An 18,034-nucleotide genomic window follows, 5' to 3' on the forward strand; every position below is an offset into this window, starting at 1 on the left:
TTCCAAAAAGTTTCATTTACGTTGTAACGGTATTCTTTTTCTTATTAGATGCTTTGGTAACGACTTCAGCCATTCTTTTTCGATCGCGCTCTAGTATGGTTTTTAAATATCTACCTGTATACGAATCTTTACTTGCGGCTATATCTTCGGGTGTTCCAACTACCAAAATGGTTCCACCCTTATCTCCACCTTCTGGTCCAAGGTCAATTAAGTAATCCGCTGTCTTAATGACATCTAGATTATGTTCAATCACAAGTACAGTATCTCCGCTTTCCACTAAACGCTGCAGTACTACAAGTAAACGGGCGATATCATCGACATGTAACCCAGTCGTTGGCTCATCTAAAATATAAAATGATTTTCCGTTGGAGCGTTTATGCAGTTCGGAGGCTAGCTTTACACGCTGAGCCTCTCCTCCTGAAAGAGTCGTGGCTGGTTGTCCTAGTTCCATATAGCCTAAGCCTACATCGAAAAGCGTTTGTATCTTTCTACTAATTTTCGGATGATTCTCAAAAAATACAAGTCCGTCTTCTATGGTCATTTTTAATACATCCGCAATGTTTTTTCCTTTGTAATGTACTTCTAATGTTTCACGATTGTATCGTTTGCCATGGCATACTTCACAAGGTACATACACATCTGGTAAGAAGTGCATTTCTATTTTAATGATGCCATCCCCACGACAAGCTTCACAGCGACCACCTTTTACATTAAAACTAAATCTACCTTTTTTATATCCTCTTACTTTTGCTTCATTTGTCGTCGCAAAAAGATCTCGAATATCATCAAACAGTCCTGTATACGTAGCAGGATTTGATCTAGGTGTACGTCCGATTGGAGCCTGATCAATATCAATCACTTTCTCCAGTACTTCGATTCCTTCAATCCCTTTATTAGCTCCCGGTTTCACCTTTGCGCGATTCAATTTTTGGGCAAGTGATTTATATAGAATTTCATTCACCAATGTACTCTTTCCTGAACCAGATACTCCAGTTACTGCCGTAAATACTCCTAATGGAATGTCCACACTTACATTTTTTAAGTTATTTTCGGATGCACCTTTAATTTTAATATAACGACCATCTGACTTTCTTCTTTCCATTGGAAGAGGGATAAATTTTTCTCCACTTAAGTACTGACCAGTGAGGGATTTTTTGTTTTTCATTACTTGTTCAGGTGTACCTGCTGCAACAATTTCTCCACCATGAATTCCAGCTCCAGGTCCAACATCGATTAAATAATCAGCAGCCATCATTGTATCTTCATCATGCTCGACTACAATTAGTGAGTTACCTATATCACGCATATTTTTAAGTGTTTCGATTAAGAGATCATTATCTCGCTGATGCAATCCAATGGAAGGCTCATCTAAAATATATAACACCCCTGAAAGTCTTGACCCTATTTGTGTTGCTAATCGGATTCGCTGTGCTTCTCCGCCTGATAGCGTACCTGATGCACGGTTTAATGTTAAGTAATTAAGACCAACATTTTCTAGGAAACCAAGCCGCTCGTTTATTTCTCTTAGTACTAATCGAGCAATTTGCATATCTTTTTCAGATAGCGATAGCTGGTTGAAAAACCTATTTGCCTCTTCAATGGAAAACTGAGTTACTTGGCCTATATGCAAGGAATCTACTTTTACCGCCAATGTTTCTTCCTTTAAACGATAGCCTTTACAACTTGGACAATCATGCTGAGCCATATATTTTTCCATCTGTTCACGAATGTAGTCAGAAGAAGTATCTTTGTAACGACGCTCAATATTGGAAAGTACGCCTTCAAATTGAATTAAATTATCTCGAACTTGTCCAAACTCATTTTCATAACGAAAACGGATATTATCCTCACCTGATCCATACATAATTTTGTTCCACTGATCTATTGGCAATTTTTCTACCGGAACATTCATTTTTATTTTGTAATGCTTGCAGACAGCCTCTAATAATTTCGGGTAATATTGTGAGCTTGTCGGCTGCCAAGCAACAATTGCTCCCTCCGCAAGGGTTAAGCTTTTATCCGGCACAACTAGTTCTGGATCTACTTCTAGCTTTGTTCCAAGTCCATCACAATCGGTACATGCACCGAATGGACTGTTAAAGGAAAACATTCTTGGCTCTAACTCTCCAATAGAAAATCCGCATATCGGACAGGCATGATGTTCACTAAATAGAATTTCTTCATGCTCCATCACATCAATTAAAACGCGTCCCTCTGCAAGGCGTAATGCTGATTCAATAGAATCACTCAACCTTGCAGCAATTCCTTCTTTCATCACAATTCGGTCTATGACCACTTCAATATTGTGTTTTTTATTTTTATCTACATTAATATCATCATCTAAATCAATTAACTCTCCGTCTACTCGAACACGTACAAAGCCTTGTTTTTTCATATCTTCGAGCAACTTTACATGCGTCCCTTTTCGTCCCGATACAACTGGCGCAAGAACTTGCATTTTGGTTCTTTCAGGATACTCGCTCAAAAGGTCTACCATTTGCTCAATGGTTTGAGACGATATTTCCGTCCCATGCTTAGGACAAATTGGTTTCCCCACACGCGCATAGAGCAAGCGTAAATAATCATAAATTTCAGTTACCGTTGCTACAGTAGAACGAGGATTTTTACTTGTCGTTTTTTGATCAATTGAAATAGCTGGAGAAAGACCCTCTATAACATCCACATCTGGTTTATCCATTTGACCTAAAAATTGTCTTGCATATGCCGACAATGATTCTACGTATCTGCGTTGGCCCTCGGCATATATAGTATCGAATGCTAAGGAAGACTTTCCGGAACCAGACAATCCCGTCATTACAACTAGTTTATCTCTTGGTATTTTTAAACTAATATCTTTTAAATTATGTGCACGAGCACCTTGAATAATAATCTCTTGGTTTTTCAACAATTCTCATCCTTCCAGCTTCAATTCCAAAATCGCATCACGTAATTCCGCTGCACGTTCAAAATTAAGTGCTTTTGCAGCATCCTTCATTTCTTTTTCAAGATTTACTAATAGTGCACCTTTTTCTTCTTTTGTTAAGGTTTTTCCACTCGTTAACTGCTGTGCATAACTCGCTTCTTCTTCCGCCACTTGTGATGCACGAATAACTTCTCTAATTTTCTTTTCAATTGTTTTCGGTGTAATTCCATGCTTTTCGTTGTATTCCATTTGAATTGAACGACGACGCTTCGTTTCATCGATTGCTTTACGCATAGAATCGGTTATTTTATTTGCATACATAATTACTTCGCCGTTCGAGTTTCTAGCTGCACGACCAATTGTTTGAATTAGTGAACGCTCTGAACGTAAAAATCCTTCTTTATCTGCATCTAAAATGGCTACAAGAGACACTTCCGGTAAATCTAGCCCTTCTCTCAACAAATTAATCCCAATGAGTACATCATATGTCCCTAATCGAAGCTCTCTTAAGATCTCAATCCGCTCTAACGTTTTTATTTCAGAATGTAAATACTGCACTTTAATGCCGATTTCTTTTAAATAATCCGTCAAATCTTCCGACATTTTCTTCGTCAATGTCGTAATAAGTACACGCTCATCTTTAGCTGCCCGTTCGTGTATTTCATTGATTAAATCATCAATTTGGCCTTCAATCGGCTTCAATGTAATGACTGGATCCAGTAGTCCCGTTGGACGAATAATTTGTTCCACCATTACTGGCGTATGTTCTAGCTCATATGGCCCTGGAGTTGCCGAGACAAACACAGCTTGATGAACATGCTCTTCAAATTCACTGAATGTAAGTGGTCTGTTATCTAATGCTGATGGTAACCGGAAGCCATGATTCACCAGGACGGATTTTCTAGCTTGGTCACCATTAAACATTCCTCTTACTTGAGGTAATGAAACGTGACTTTCATCTACTACTAATAAAAAGTCCTTTGGAAAATAGTCAAGCAAAGTATAGGGAGTTGCCCCTGCTTCACGGAGTGTCATATGACGAGAATAGTTTTCGATTCCTGAACAAAAGCCCATCTCTTGCATCATTTCTAAATCATAACGAGTACGTTGTTCTAGTCTTTGCGCTTCTAGTAATTTATCTTCACTGCGCATAATTTTTAGTTGTTCCTCTAGTTCTTTCTCTATGTTCTCAATGGCGATTTTCATTTTTTCTTCGCGTGTTACGAAGTGAGATGCAGGGAATATTGCTACATGTTCACGTTCTGCTAGTATTTCTCCTGTGAGCGCATCTACTTCTCGAATGCGATCAATTTCATCTCCAAAAAATTCTACTCGAAGACATTTCTCATCTCGCGATGCAGGGAAAATTTCCACAACATCCCCTCGAACGCGAAAGGCGCCTCGTGTGAAATTAATATCATTGCGTTCGTACTGAATGTCGACAAGCTTACGCAATAACTGATTTCGTTCAATTTCCATTCCGGTTCGAAGTGACACGACCATATCTCGATATTCTTCTGGATTTCCAAGGCCATATATACATGATACGGATGCGATAATGATGACATCTTTTCTTTCAAACAATGAAGATGTTGCGGAATGTCGTAGCTTATCTATTTCTTCATTGACACTTGAATCTTTTTCTATATACGTATCTGTTTGTGGCACATAAGCCTCTGGTTGAAAATAATCATAATAACTAACGAAATACTCTACGGCATTATTAGGAAAGAACTCCTTAAACTCACTATACAATTGTCCTGCAAGTGTTTTATTATGTGCCATTACAAGAGTCGGTTTATTCGTTTGTTGGATGACATTTGAAATTGTAAATGTTTTACCTGTACCAGTCGCACCAAGTAATGTTTGGTGTTTTTTTCCTTCTTTCACCCCTTTTACTAATTCCTTAATTGCTTCTATTTGATCCCCTGCTGGCTCATACGGAGCTTGCAAATCAAAAATTTGTTCCATATGTTTGCCTCCCATTATTTGAATATTTTTAGTTTAACATACTCTCTTTTTGAAAACGAATAAAACGAACATACGTTTTTTAAAGAGTAGAAATAAACAAATAGTAAAGCACCATTTTTTACATTACTAATTCTAAATCCACAAAAAAAAGCCGCTCTGCATAAGCGGCTTTTCAATTATTTAATTGGTGCAAAGCATTCGTATACTGCTCAAATGCATCTTTATCTTTTCGATCAAGTGCTTCATCTATTAACTCCAATAATCGATAACTACTTTGTTCCCGGTGGACAATGTTCAAAAACATATCTAAATATATTTCGTTCAACAATTTTTCGGCAGAGCTTTCTTTCCTAGGTTTCCCCATTGCTTTCATAAAATCTGCATATGAATATTGTTTGTCCATCTCCATCACCCCGATGCCTTTTTTTCATTATATAAAAGCTCCAGGTAACTTGCAATCATTTTGAGAAAATTTTGATTTTATAGTCAATAGTAGAAATTCCGAATATTCGTTATTTAGACTTGAATTTTTACCATATTTAACTATAATTAATGTATATTTTACTATTGAGGAGTGAGTATTATGTCTAGAAAAACAGAAGATCAACCCTTCCTTGTTTCTTTTGAAACTGCTGTACTTCAACCGATTGTCATCAATAACAAAGTTTTTACAAAGGTTGTAAATTTTTCTGGTGAATCACTAGTGATAGGCAGAAAGCCATATGATATTGTTCGTCACTCTTGTTCGTTTTACGGTTCTTCATTTCCACAGTCTGTTAGGTTATCGAGAGAGGTAATTGGAAACTATCTTAAACTTCCTATCGTTATTGCTCATGACTATGGAAACCCATGTATTCTTATTCCCATTCTTTCCCCAAAATCGGACCTAAACGTATGGTTTTCCTTTAGAGCTATTGAATCATTTGTTCCTTCTGATGATGGTTGTTCCATTGTATTAACAAATGGACAAGAGATCCAAGTTACTTCTTCTTCCAATACAATTAGCCGCCAAGTTGCATTTGCAAATATTTTAAATATGCATTTCCTTAAACGTATGAGCCATCTGTTGAATACTGGATTTATTACAACAAGAAACTCACTTCCCCCAAAAAATAAAAATTTCCTGCATTAATGTGTTTTCTCTACAATTGCTAAATACACTGTAAGTAGTTCTTCCACGCGGTTGCGGAGTCGGACATTCAAGTAACGACGATGTTCTTCATAGCCTCCATGGAAAAATACATATTCTGTGAACATGTCATCTCCTTCTCCGCGAAGAACTTTCATGCTATATCGCTTCATATAGATATGCGTCTCTTTTAATTCTTTTTGTACTTGCTTTGCGGCTTCTTCCACCATTGCTATATATGGGCGTTTCAATTTAAAAGGTCCTTGCTCAAAAATCTTGCGATCCTTCTCTAAAATAGTAAATACCATTGGGAGATAAATCATGTTTTCAAAATATGGGATAGCCTCATCTGGTATTAGCGGCATTTTTCATCCTCCTATAAAGAACGTTTGTTCTTATTTTATTGTACAACTTTTAGAGGGAAATGCAACAATTTAGATAGAACATCTTTTGGCGGAAATTGTAGAAACATCCAAGCCTTGTTCCATTCAATATGGATAATATGAAAGGCGCAAGTGCCCTTTAAGTGCAATACCTGTTTTGTATCGTTTTCGGAGGTCTTTGGACAGACTTATTGCTATATCATTACCGATTGATTTTTAATAGTGGCTGGTCGTGACTGACGTCACGACCAGCCTCTATTTTCTCGGTAATCTTATGGCGTTTGTCTGTCCGTCGCCCTCCTTCCACAGCACGAATAAGGTTAAGATCTTTTTGGATAATAAATGAAAAGATGCTTACCAACTCATAAAGGAAGCACCTGAAGATGCAATTTCAGGTGCTCTAGTACTCCTCTATACAATAGATACTAACTATTTTTTAGTCATATACTCTTTTACTAGTAGAAGAAAATTAGCAGAAAGGCTCTTCATAAAGATTCTTGTTAGCTAACAGGTCCATCCCCTCTACCTTACCTCGTATACAATCCGCTGCATTTTCCTATCGTTCTTTTAGTTGTCCTTTCTTTTTTTATGATTGATTTGAAAACATTTACTTGATTGTAGCGGCAGGCGGCGACTCCAACGGGATGAGTGAGACAGATAAGCCATCACAAACGACGCGTGAGCTGTGGTGATGGCTTATCGTTCACCCCGCGGAAAGCGACCGCCTATAACCGAAATCAACTATACTTTATTCCGTGTAAAATAAATTCCTACTTTCGTTTCCTTTAGTATTGCTCGTATTTTCTCATGTAATTCGGAATTATGAAATCGATTCACTTTCTTATCTTTTAACAAAAAAAAACTACCATCTATTTTAGGATGGCAGTTACTACTAATTTATTATCTCCGTTGCCCAACGACGAGCTTTAATGTAGAAGTCATTTAAACTGGCATGGTCAATTCCAATAGCATGTGCTCCCTCAATCATGTCATCCCAACGAACTTCATCACATGCAATGGCAAGCTCTAGAAAAAGTGTCATTTCCGTAGTATTACCCAAAAGCGTCTCTGCTACTTCATCTGTAAGTGGTAATTCTACTACTAATTGACTCATTGAGCGATGCAATAATGTATCAATTAAAGAGAACATTCCAATTAAGAAATATTCAGAAGCATTGGGTAAAAACTTCCTTCTTGCGAGCAGCTCACAAAATTTCGCTCGAAATAGAGATGCTTCAATAAGGGCCATCCCATCACCAGATTGACTTGCTTTCGATTCACGTAGCAATAATACATACAACCAATGGTTCAAATCCTCTAACCCCAGCATTAGTACTCCTTGCTTTATCGATCGAACCTTTGATTTTGTCCGAACTGCAGGGGAGTTAATCATCTTTAACACCTTAAAGGAAAGAGAAACGTCTCGCTCGATCTCATCCGAGATTTCCTCAATCGAGGCTGTTTTATCTCGCAGTAAACTAATAATCCGAAAATATTGCGCCATATTCGCTGGTATTTCCGTTCCTTTAATAATTTCAGGCTTGGCAAAAAAATAACCTTGAAAAAGCTCATAACCAGCTGCTTTCGCTTCGTAAAACTGTTCACGCGTCTCCACTTTTTCTGCGAGTAACACGATATGTGGATAATTTTTTTTCACGATTCGTTCAATTGATTGTCGTTCTGCTAAAGTGCTTAATAGAAAGTCAACTTTAATAAATTTCACTAGATTAAACAATTCATTGTAGAAAGAAACATTCTTTTGAAGGACAAAATCATCTAGAGCAATTAAATAACCAAGAGACTTTATTTCTCTAATCTTTTGAAGAATGAACGGAGTAATAGTAATATTCTCCAGAATTTCTACTACAATTCGATCCGAGGATAATTTATTTAATACTCCCTTTTCGAGTAAATTTTCAGTGAAATTAATAAAACATAATTTTTCTCCAGCTAATTCATTAATACCAATTGTGAGAAAAGAATGGGTCAGCACATCTAAAGTAGCGACATCTCCATCTACAGTTGGAAAAGCGTTATCATGACCATTTCTATATAATAATTCATATCCAAAAATATGTTCATTTTTTGTAAAAATCGGTTGTCTTGCAACAAAAATGTCCACTTGTATTCCTCGAATCCTTAAATTTCTAATAATATAATTATACCAAACTGAAAAAATAAAATCGACATATTTTACCCCTTGACGCATAGATGACAGAATACTTATAAAATGATATGTTTTGTATGTAGACAGGATTGTATTTGAAGGGGGAGTAATAAATGGAATCAATTCATTACGAACAACAGGGGAATATTGCATACGTCACTTTAAACCGACCAAAAGCATTAAATGCATTTAACTATGATATGCTTCGTGAACTAGGAGAAATTGCAGAGTCTATCCGTATCAATCCAGATATTCGCGTAGTCATTTTTACAGGAGCTGGTGATAAATCATTTAGCGTTGGTGCAGACCTAAAAGAAAGAAAAACATTAACGGAACAACGAGTAAAACGTAATATATATAAGATTGGTGAAGTATTTTCTACCATTGAAAACCTACCACAACCAACAATTGCAATGTTAAATGGCTACGCTTTTGGGGGTGGCACAGAACTTGCGCTTGCATGTGACTTCCGTATTGCAGCAGATGATATTCAACTGGGATTAACGGAAACTAGTTTAGCCATCATTCCAGGAGCTGGAGGTACACAGCGATTACCTCGACTTATTGGAGAAGCAAAAGCACTTGAGCTCATCTTAACTGCGAGAAGATTAAAAGCAGACGAAGCATTAGCTTATGGTTTAGTAACAAAAATAACTACACGTGATAGATTAAGAGTTGATACAGAAAGCTTTGCTGCACTTATGCTTGCCAATGGACCGATAGCACTTCAACAAGCAAAATTTGCGGTAAAGCATGGTATGAATGTAGACTTACAAACAGGTTTAGCCATCGAACGTAAAGCCTATGAAATGACGATTCCAACAGAGGATCGAGTAGAAGCTTTAAACGCATTCAGCGAAAAAAGAAAACCGATATTTAAGGGGAAATAATAAGTTGAGGGAAGTGACTGGCGTGACTTCCCTCGACTTTTTTCCTATATAGGTGCTGTTAAATACACGGTTGTGATATGGTAGAATCCGCTTGCTTTCCGCGGGCGAACCGACAAACCTCCTCGGATGGATCGCTTTCCCGCAGGAGTCTACCGCAAATAATATTCTTCTAAAAAACAACAATTTTACAGAGCAAAATGGTAAAGGAGGGGAGAGAAATTTTTAAGGTTCGCTACATTGCCATTATTGTATACATAACCTTATTGTTCGGTTCTATCATCCTATTCCAGTTTCAACAATCTAACACAATTGTAGAAGACCATGGACGGCTATTACCGGTCAAAATGAAAACTGTAAAATCTACCGATGATGAAGAGGAAATGAAAGAGATTATATTAGATGCATCAAAAAGCGATGATTCCATTTCTATTGCAGGAATGCAGCATAGTCAAGGTGGGCAGACACTTTATCCAAACGGTATTTTACTTGATATGAAAAGCTATAATAAAATACTAAAACTAGATGAAGAGAAAAAACTGATCACTGTACAAAGCGGTGTCACTTGGGCCGATATTCAATCTTATATTAACCCCTACGGACTTGCGTTAAAGGTAAGTCAATCTCAAAACATTTTCACAGTTGGCGGTTCATTAAGTGTAAATGTTCACGGTCGTGACATTCTATATACTTCTTTAATAAAGTCAGTGGAATCTTTTAGATTGCTTGATGCAGAAGGGAACATCATTCATGTCAGTCGAGAAGAAAATCCTGAACTATTCCAGCTGGTCATTGGTGGCTACGGTTTGTTCGGTGTAATTCTTGATGTAACTTTGCAATTGACGGACGACGAACTCTATCAAATTCAAACAAAATCTCTAGCTTACGATAAATACAGTTCTTATTTTACAACAGATGTCCTCCAAAATAATGCTGTAAAAATGCATGTAGCAAGAATTTCAGTTGCCCCAGATAATTATCTAACAGAAATGTATGTAACCGATTATTACACGACTGACGATCAGTCACATTTAACTAATTATACTACGCTCAAACGTGAATCAATCATTGCGATTCCAAAGCTTTTTCTCGGTTTGTCTCGAATAAATGACTGGGGAAAAAATATGTTTTGGAAAACGCAAGAAGCATACAATCAAAGAATTGATGACACTTTTATTTCAAGAAATAACGTGATGCGTTCGGAATCGACCTTTATGGAATTCGACAGTGCAAGCAAAACAGAAGTATTACAGGAATACTTTGTGCCAGTAGATCAGTTCACTCCCTATATCGATAGCTTAAGAGAAACTCTCCAAGATGAAAAAAATTTTAACCTACTCAATATAACTATTCGATATGTGAAGAAAAACGATGAAGCCGTCCTGTCTTATGCCAAAGAAGACATGTTTGGGCTCGTTATGTTAATAAATCAAGGAACTAGTGAAAAAAATATCGAAGAAACGGGTGAAGTCATTCGGAAAATGATTGATGTAACCTTAGCGCATGGTGGAAGCTATTATCTTCCCTACTATAACTATCCCACGAAAGAGCAATTAGAAGTAGCATATCCTAGAGCACAAGAATTCTTTCAAATGAAGGAAAAATATGATCCTGATAAACGGTTTTTAAATCTTTTCTATGAGGAGTATCACAAATGAATTACAGAAGATTTATGATCTATCAAGGTATTATAGGAATGGCAGCAAGTATGATTTTCCCATTTTATGTGTTGCTGTTAAAAAATGTCGGTAGTAGTTATTCGCAATTTGGGTGGGCCTATGGTTTGTTCGCTCTTACAGCAGCCCTTAGCTATTCATTGATTGGCAAATTTGCCGACAGAGTAGGCGATAGAATTCTGTTGGTTATCTATTCGTGGGGCATGGCACTCATTTTACTCATTTTTCCTCTTGCCTTTGAGATTTGGCATGTTTATATCCTTCAAATTGGAATGGGTTTATTAGGGGCAGTTCAAAAAAACTCGGAAAAAACAGTTCTAGCCCGCAATGTGCAAAAAGAAACGGCGGGCAGAGAAATTGGCCGTTACCATGTATGGACATCGGTTGCTGCAGCTATCGCAGTTATTGCTACGGGATATTTAATTGATTTTCTAACCATTGGAAGTATCTTTTATCTAGCCTCGATTGTTTTTGCATGGAGCGGGTTTTATATAATGAAGCTGGAAATAGTGAAGTAAAACGAAAAAACTCTTCCAAAGTTCAAACTGTTGGAAGAGTTTCATTGTCCTATTCATTAAAAATCCCTTGGTTTATTTCCTCACTTATTGTTGCACATATGTTTCCCACCTATATCCTCCATTCGTAATGAAGTTGGGCAAACTGGTTGAATCGCTTCATATCTTTTAGTGTCAACTCAAACTCAAATTCTGCTTCTTTAAACAAAGGGATGCCCTTGCCAATAGCAGTCGGCGCTATCGTAATGATAAATTCATCTACTAATCTTTCTTTCAGAAAGAAGTGTAATAACTCTCCTCCACCAACAATCCAAATATGTTTCCCTTCAGCTTCTTTCAATTTATTTACGAAGCTGACTATATCTTCATGTACAAATTTAACATTCTCATTCTCTCCACTAACCGTTTTAGAGAAGACATAACAATCTTTATTATTATAAGGAAAATTTTCACCTTCCATATTTATTATCCATTCGTAGGTTCTTCTTCCCATCAGAATAGTATCGACAGTTTCGTAGAATTCAGAATATCCAGCGTCTCCTTCACCGTCTGTTTTAAATAACCATTCTAAAGAGTCATCCTCCGTCGCTATGTATCCGTCTAAACTTGTTGCAATGTATAAAATTATTTTTCTTTGGTTCTCCATTCCAGCACCCCACTTGCTCTTATTCTTTTGACCCCGAATAGATAGAATGATTTTTGTTAAAAATAAGTGATTCTTTTTCTTTTCTGAAACCAATTTTCTCCGCCACGCGAATTGACGGCATATTATTGGGATCAATAATACTTATTAATTTTAATAAACCTAATTGATCAAAGCCATAATCCCTACATCCTTTAGCAGCTTCAGATGCGAATCCCCTTGCCCAATACTCTTTATTAACATGGTAGCCAATTTCAACTTCCACTCGACCATCTACTTTTTGCTTAATAAGACCACAATCACCTATTAATTCTTTCGTTTCCTTCAGACATATCCCCCATAATCCAAAGCCATCTTCATCGTATCTATTTTGGTTTTTTTTAATCCAATTTTGCGTTTGTTCCAAGCTAAATGGTGCTGGGTAATATTTCATCGTTTCAGAATCTGAAAAAATAGGATGCAATGAGAAAATATCATCTTCTTTAAACTGTCTCAAAAATAACCTTTCCGTTTCCATCATAATCATGATATGGATCCTCTCAATTTCCTTGACTTACACTGCTCCGTACAATTCTTCCCCTTAAAATCATTCAAAAGTTTTACAGACATCTCATCACTGTATCCCCGAAGGATCGAATATCTGGTAAATAATCAAATCCAGCAGGAGAACCAAAACTATTAAACATTCGAACCGCCACTACATGATGCTTAGGTATAACTAATACCGCAACTCCTGTATAGCCTAGAATCTGATAGGAGCCTTTCGGAACTAGTTCACCTATTTCTGATTTTTGGGCAGGCAGATCTTTTACAAACCAAAGAAATCCATTTTGTGGAAGATCTACATCAATTAATTTAGGGCTTTGAAGTGTTGTCGCCAATTTTAATACTTCTTTATCCACGATTTGCTTCTCATTTATAAAGCCTTCTTTTAAATGAATGTAACCCCAGTACGCCAATTCCCTTGCAGAAACATACATATTCATCTGATCACCGTCAGTACTTTTATAAGGGTGCCAATTTGGCTCACCAGGTTCTCGAATAACCTCTGCGAGTTTATCATTGGATTCAGCGTACCAGCCGCTCTCAGTAAAACTTAACGGTTGAAATACTTGTTCAGATAAAATTTGACTTACCGTTTTACCTGTTGTCTTTTTAACAATTTTGGTTAGTAGATGTATATTAATCCCACGATAAGCCCAGCTTTGTCCAAGAGCAAATTCACGAGAAATTTCACCATCAATTTCCATTAATCCATGCGTATGTGTTAATAAATTCCTAAGAGTCGTCCCATTTAAGAGGCTAGTATCAAGTTCAGGTAGATATTTTGTTACTAAATCATCTATGGACGCTATATATCCGTGATGCACAGCATACGCAACAGCAAATCCGATATAACTCTTTCGCACAGAAGCAACATGAAATTGTGTATCTTCTTGAGTAGTTCTTGCGTTCAGAGATTTTGAATGGCTTCCCCAGTAATTCTCTGTAACTACTCGGTCGTTCTCAATAATAACTATGGCTGCACCTGAACCGTCGACCTTACTGTATGTATTATGTACATGAGATGTAACTGGGTTGAACTTATCATTTAAATCTTTATTAATAAACATCTTATAACCTCTATTCAAAAATATTTTATTCATCCGTATCTTATAGCCATGATAAACTTCTCATTCTAAAAAGACTGAAATGCCTTTAATTAATATCCCCTACATAAGTTGGAGCTTTTTCACTATCAAAATATGAAATTATATGAGTTCGCAATGCTTTTGGAAATAAAGTATATTCTAACAATTCGTTAATTGGTAACCATTCTGTTCCAACTTGGCCCTTGTCAGGATGATTCCATTATCAAACTTATCTTGATAAACATTACACAAAAACATGAATTCAGTTTGATGAACATGAGAATGGTACGAAGATAGTTCATGATTTTTCCCAATATATTCACGCACAAAAATCAATTCCCCAATTTCAATTAATGCACCTAACTCTTCTTTGCACTCCCTTTCTAATGCTTGGTGAAGATTTTCACCATGTTCTTGGCTACCACCCGGTAGAATATAATAGGTCTCCCCATTTTCCTGTATCTTTATGGTTAATAATTTTCCCTCTTTAACGATAACTGCTTTTGCTGAATTTCTTATTCCCATTTCAGAAACTCTCCCTTCGACTTTCATAATCCGTTCACTGTATACCATTTCACCTATTAGTCTATTCTTCACCACAAGAGAAATCTCCTTTATCTTGTGATAAGCTTATCCTTAGATATCTATTAATTCAGTCATCCAATAAGGGTTTCCATATTTATTTATAAATTGGAGGTGTGTTTTATGAAGAGTAAACCAATTTATGTTGAAATAACGATTAATTCAGAAATGGAAAAGTTATGGGAAGCAACGCAAAATCCTAAGCTACACGAGCAGTGGGATCTCCGTTTTTCTTCCATCACTTATTTACCAAAGCAAGAAAATCAGCCGCAGCATTTTTTATATAAAACGAAAATTGGTTTTGGTTTAAGCATTGCTGGATTTGGAAAAAGTGTTGGTACTTTTCAAGCAGAAGATAATTCCCGAACATCTTCCCTGCACTTCGGAACGGATCAAGCTATTTCCATCATTTCTGAAGGGAAAGGCTACTGGAAGTATAAGCCCGAACATGATTCCATTAAATTTCTTACACAATACGACTATCAAACTAATTTCAGAGCTATCGGTAGGTTCTTTGATTTTCTAATTTTTAGACCGCTAATGGGATGGGCGACTGCTCTGAGTTTTGATGTATTAAAGAGTTGGCTTGAGAAAGGAGAATCCCCTTCCTCTCAATATGGACGATTTTTCGGGCATTGGATGATTACCTTTTTGTTCTTCTTTGTATGGCTGTATCAAGGCTTAATGCCCAAATTAATAACCATGCACCCAGAAGAAATTTCCATGACAAAAGACCTCCTTACTTTGACTACGAGCCATGCAACTACTCTTGTCGCTTCGATTGGAATAGCGGAAATTGTCTTTAGTTTGATATGGTTACTTTATAATAATAAAAGAAGACTACTAGGTTTACAGTTAATCCTTTTTCCTTTGCTCACTTTTTCGGCCATTATAGCTGAACCAGCTGCTATAACCCATCCGTTCAACCCTTTGACTTTTAACATAGCTTTATTTGTCCTTTCCATTTTTGGATTTTTTATAAGTAAGGATGTGCCTTCTGCCAAGAGCTGCAAACGAACAAGATAAGGAGCATGAACATGTCTATTTATAAACAAATACTGGGCGATCAGTTTTATAGCCTTCAGCCAATGCTCCAAAAGAGATATGCACTGCCTAGTGGAAAATCTTTTCAAGCAAGCGGAGTAATGAAAAAGATACGTAGAGGCCCTAAATGGATGTTTCCTCTGTTTTTATTAGGAACACATTGGAAGTTTTTATTTCCCGAACATGGAGAGGATATCCCTTTCACGATCATGAATACGAGTCAAATCGGACAAAACGGCGAAAAACAAGTCCACTGGAAGAGAACGTTTTACTTTCCAAAGAAGAAAAGATATTTTAATGCGCTTATGAGTTTGGATATGGAGAAAGGTGTCGTAAAGGACTATTTAGGAGAACCAAGTTTATTTTACTCGGAACTGATTTTCTTTGTTACAGAAGTAGGCCATATGCGAATTGAATCAAGAAAGCAACGATTAGTTATGGGCAAGATTGAAATTCCATTGCCAAAAATCTTGCAAGGAATCGTTCAAGTAACAGAGCATTATATAGAAGAAAAAGATGCTTTTTCTATACATGTCCAAATCCAAAATCCATTAATCGGCATATTATTTGAATATGAAGGGGAGTTTCGAGCGGATGACTTTTAAGCAAATTGTCTTACTACATACTATTATATTTCTAATTGTCGTCATTTTTAATGTAACTCCTTGGTACTTTTTAATGTTAACTGTGGCTCAGCTTTTATTTGTTCCACTTACTTTACAATTAATCTTGAAAAAAGAAAATCGACTCTATTATTATTTTGCCATACCGGCATTCGTGTCAGTTTTCATTTTACAAACGACCACAAATACTAACTTAGATCTATTATTTGCAACTATTTATCTGCTATTTACATTCCTTGTAGCTATATATGGGCTCAGACGTTTTATCCAACGAGGCTTTGTACACATAGAGGAGTTTATGATTGATGCTGGGATGATGTATTTGTTCATCGGTGGTGTTTGGTTTTTTGCCTCTGTCACAGGAATAGATACAGGGTTTTCACCAATTCTTACTTGGCTAACAGCTATACACTTTCATTATTCTTCATTTTTATTACCTATTTTCTTAGGGTTTCTCGGTCGTTTACAGAAAAGCACTGCCTACAACATGGTCTGTACGATTATATTAATATCCCCGATTGTTGTTGCACTAGGGATTACATTCGCTCCTTGGCTTGAACTTATTTCAGTAGTTCTCTATATTACTGGGATCTATGGATTCATTGTTTTAGCTTTTCAAGCACCATTTGCAAGTACACTACAAAAAGGCTTGGTGCTTCTATCATTTGGGTCGTTGGGGATCACGATTCTTTTCTCTTTGCTGTATGCTGCCGGAAATGTTTTTGGTATTTTTCATGTAAACATTAACTTTATGTTGAAATTTCATGGGTTCTTCAATTGTATATTATTCGCTTTATGCGGGATGATCGGCTGGTCTATTTCCACACCACCTACTAAAGAGTTAGGATGGAACTTTCCAATCAGCAACATGAAGGGAAGATTCTTCATTGGGGAGAAGATTTTATCGGAGAACATCGGTACCAATAGTTACAGTGGCCTTGTTGATCATATGGAAATGTATGTAGAAAGAGAAAAACTATCCCCTACTATCATCGATTTTTATGAAAATACAAGTCAGTACAAGCTTTTTTCTGAAGTGCGTTGGCACACTTGGTTTAAACCATTTGCGGCAGTTTATAAGCTTATTAGTAGCAAAGTACAACAACTGAACCTTCCATATTCCAATAAACAAATGGAGATGACTGGTGACATCATCGCAGTAGAAGATGGTCGCACAAAAACAAGAGCATGGATACGAAAAATAGAGAAAGAAGTCATTTTTGTCGCTCTCTACTCTTCCCATCAAAATAACAATAAAACCTATATGAATATTGCCTTGCCACTCCCTTGGTCGTCGATGATTGGGATACTAGAACTACATCAACAAGAAGAAAAGCTTGTCCTAACAAGTAAAGGAACTAGCGATTCCGATGCAGGAATCTATTTAGCATTTCGCAAATATGTTTTCAAACTACCTTTACAAGAACAATTTCTTCTAGAAGAAATAAAAGAAGGAAAACTTCGAGCTAAGCATCAAATGCGAATTTTTTCATTCCCTTTTTTAACCATTAAATATGTAATTGACGTTAAAAAGGAAATAGACGTCAAATAGCCAGAAGGGGTTGTCCAATAAGCCCATAAATTGAAGCAGGTGTAGAAAAACGAGTCTTTTTCTACACCTGTTTTTTGTAGGCAATTGATTGTAGTGAAAGACGGCGACTCCAGCGGGAATAGCGTGAGCTGAAGGCCCCACAGGAGCGAACAAAGGAACAAAGGCTAAGAACGCCACCTCGTGTGGCAACGCCTTTGTGACCAACATCCTGTTGGCCTGAGGAGACTGAAGCCATGCCCGCGGAAAGCGTCCGTCTGGAACGGAATCAATACATTGGAAAAGGGACCATCTCTCAGTCAATGTATGAC

At 36.8% G+C, this 18,034-nt stretch carries 16 protein-coding genes; 7 read left to right on the forward strand and 9 right to left on the reverse strand.

Annotation, left to right across the window (positions count from 1 at the left end; genetic code table 11):
• Window positions 1-16: 16 nt before the first annotated feature.
• The 3 genes from uvrA to MHH81_RS15645 all read right to left on the reverse strand — a co-directional run bounded on the left by uvrA (window position 17) and on the right by MHH81_RS15645 (window position 5,297).
• Window positions 17-2,905: an excinuclease ABC subunit UvrA gene (gene uvrA, locus MHH81_RS15635; protein ID WP_340922861.1), complete on the reverse strand. Its 2,889-nt coding sequence runs from the start codon at window positions 2,903-2,905 to the stop codon at window positions 17-19.
• Window positions 2,906-2,911: 6 nt separating this feature from the next.
• Complete coding sequence (gene uvrB / locus MHH81_RS15640; RefSeq protein ID WP_340922863.1) at window positions 2,912-4,894, reverse strand: excinuclease ABC subunit UvrB; 1,983 nt, start codon at window positions 4,892-4,894, stop codon at window positions 2,912-2,914.
• 172 nt (window positions 4,895-5,066) lie between these two features.
• Window positions 5,067-5,297, reverse strand: a complete 231-nt coding sequence (locus tag MHH81_RS15645; RefSeq protein WP_340922866.1) for an IDEAL domain-containing protein — start codon at window positions 5,295-5,297, stop codon at window positions 5,067-5,069.
• A gap of 180 nt (window positions 5,298-5,477) precedes the next feature.
• Between MHH81_RS15645 and MHH81_RS15650 the strand changes: the two genes are divergently transcribed.
• A complete protein-coding gene (locus tag MHH81_RS15650) occupies window positions 5,478-6,026 on the forward strand; it encodes a competence protein ComK (protein WP_340922868.1) in 549 nt (182 codons plus the stop codon).
• Here the strand turns inward: MHH81_RS15650 and MHH81_RS15655 are convergent.
• Window positions 6,023-6,388: a hypothetical protein gene (locus MHH81_RS15655; RefSeq protein ID WP_340922870.1), complete on the reverse strand. Its 366-nt coding sequence runs from the start codon at window positions 6,386-6,388 to the stop codon at window positions 6,023-6,025. The two genes, MHH81_RS15650 and MHH81_RS15655, sit on opposite strands and share 4 nt — an antisense overlap.
• 910 nt (window positions 6,389-7,298) lie before the next feature.
• The gene (locus tag MHH81_RS15660; protein ID WP_340922872.1) at window positions 7,299-8,528 is read right to left on the reverse strand and encodes an EAL and HDOD domain-containing protein; all 1,230 of its coding nucleotides are present in this window, start codon (window positions 8,526-8,528) and stop codon (window positions 7,299-7,301) included.
• Between the two features lie 158 nt (window positions 8,529-8,686).
• Between MHH81_RS15660 and MHH81_RS15665 the strand changes: the two genes are divergently transcribed.
• The 3 genes from MHH81_RS15665 to MHH81_RS15675 all read left to right on the forward strand — a co-directional run bounded on the left by MHH81_RS15665 (window position 8,687) and on the right by MHH81_RS15675 (window position 11,654).
• The gene (locus MHH81_RS15665; protein ID WP_340922875.1) at window positions 8,687-9,463 is read left to right on the forward strand and encodes an enoyl-CoA hydratase-related protein; all 777 of its coding nucleotides are present in this window, start codon (window positions 8,687-8,689) and stop codon (window positions 9,461-9,463) included.
• Between the two features lie 197 nt (window positions 9,464-9,660).
• Window positions 9,661-11,118 (forward strand): FAD-binding oxidoreductase, encoded by a 1,458-nt coding sequence (locus tag MHH81_RS15670; protein ID WP_340922877.1) that lies wholly within the window; start codon window positions 9,661-9,663, stop codon window positions 11,116-11,118.
• Window positions 11,115-11,654, forward strand: coding sequence for an MFS transporter (locus tag MHH81_RS15675; RefSeq protein WP_340922879.1), 540 nt, complete (start codon window positions 11,115-11,117; stop codon window positions 11,652-11,654). Before MHH81_RS15670 ends, MHH81_RS15675 begins: the two co-directional genes overlap by 4 nt.
• Window positions 11,655-11,763: 109 nt before the next feature.
• Here MHH81_RS15675 and MHH81_RS15680 read toward each other — a convergent pair whose 3' ends face one another.
• From MHH81_RS15680 to MHH81_RS15695, 4 genes are all read right to left on the reverse strand, one after another.
• The gene (locus tag MHH81_RS15680) at window positions 11,764-12,297 is read right to left on the reverse strand and encodes a dihydrofolate reductase family protein (RefSeq protein ID WP_340922881.1); all 534 of its coding nucleotides are present in this window, start codon (window positions 12,295-12,297) and stop codon (window positions 11,764-11,766) included.
• Window positions 12,298-12,316: 19 nt separating this feature from the next.
• Entirely contained in the window at window positions 12,317-12,820 is a 504-nt protein-coding gene (locus MHH81_RS15685; RefSeq protein ID WP_340922883.1) for a GNAT family N-acetyltransferase, read from the reverse strand.
• A gap of 73 nt (window positions 12,821-12,893) precedes the next feature.
• Complete coding sequence (locus tag MHH81_RS15690; protein ID WP_340922885.1) at window positions 12,894-13,907, reverse strand: serine hydrolase domain-containing protein; 1,014 nt, start codon at window positions 13,905-13,907, stop codon at window positions 12,894-12,896.
• 177 nt (window positions 13,908-14,084) lie between these two features.
• Complete coding sequence (locus tag MHH81_RS15695) at window positions 14,085-14,525, reverse strand: NUDIX domain-containing protein (protein ID WP_340922887.1); 441 nt, start codon at window positions 14,523-14,525, stop codon at window positions 14,085-14,087.
• Window positions 14,526-14,630: 105 nt separating this feature from the next.
• Here MHH81_RS15695 and MHH81_RS15700 point away from each other — a divergent pair, with 105 nt between their 5' ends.
• From MHH81_RS15700 to MHH81_RS15710, 3 genes are read left to right on the forward strand one after another with little or no spacing between them, the layout of a single operon-like run.
• Complete coding sequence (locus tag MHH81_RS15700; protein ID WP_340922889.1) at window positions 14,631-15,533, forward strand: DoxX-like family protein; 903 nt, start codon at window positions 14,631-14,633, stop codon at window positions 15,531-15,533.
• A gap of 11 nt (window positions 15,534-15,544) precedes the next feature.
• Window positions 15,545-16,156, forward strand: a complete 612-nt coding sequence (locus MHH81_RS15705) for a DUF4166 domain-containing protein (RefSeq protein WP_340922892.1) — start codon at window positions 15,545-15,547, stop codon at window positions 16,154-16,156.
• The gene (locus MHH81_RS15710; protein ID WP_340922895.1) at window positions 16,146-17,726 is read left to right on the forward strand and encodes a YndJ family protein; all 1,581 of its coding nucleotides are present in this window, start codon (window positions 16,146-16,148) and stop codon (window positions 17,724-17,726) included. The genes MHH81_RS15705 and MHH81_RS15710 overlap by 11 nt, the downstream gene beginning before the upstream one ends.
• Window positions 17,727-18,034 lie beyond the last annotated feature (308 nt).

Source organism: Psychrobacillus sp. FSL H8-0484 (assembly GCF_038005325.1).
Classification (GTDB): Bacteria; Bacillota; Bacilli; order Bacillales_A; family Planococcaceae; genus Psychrobacillus.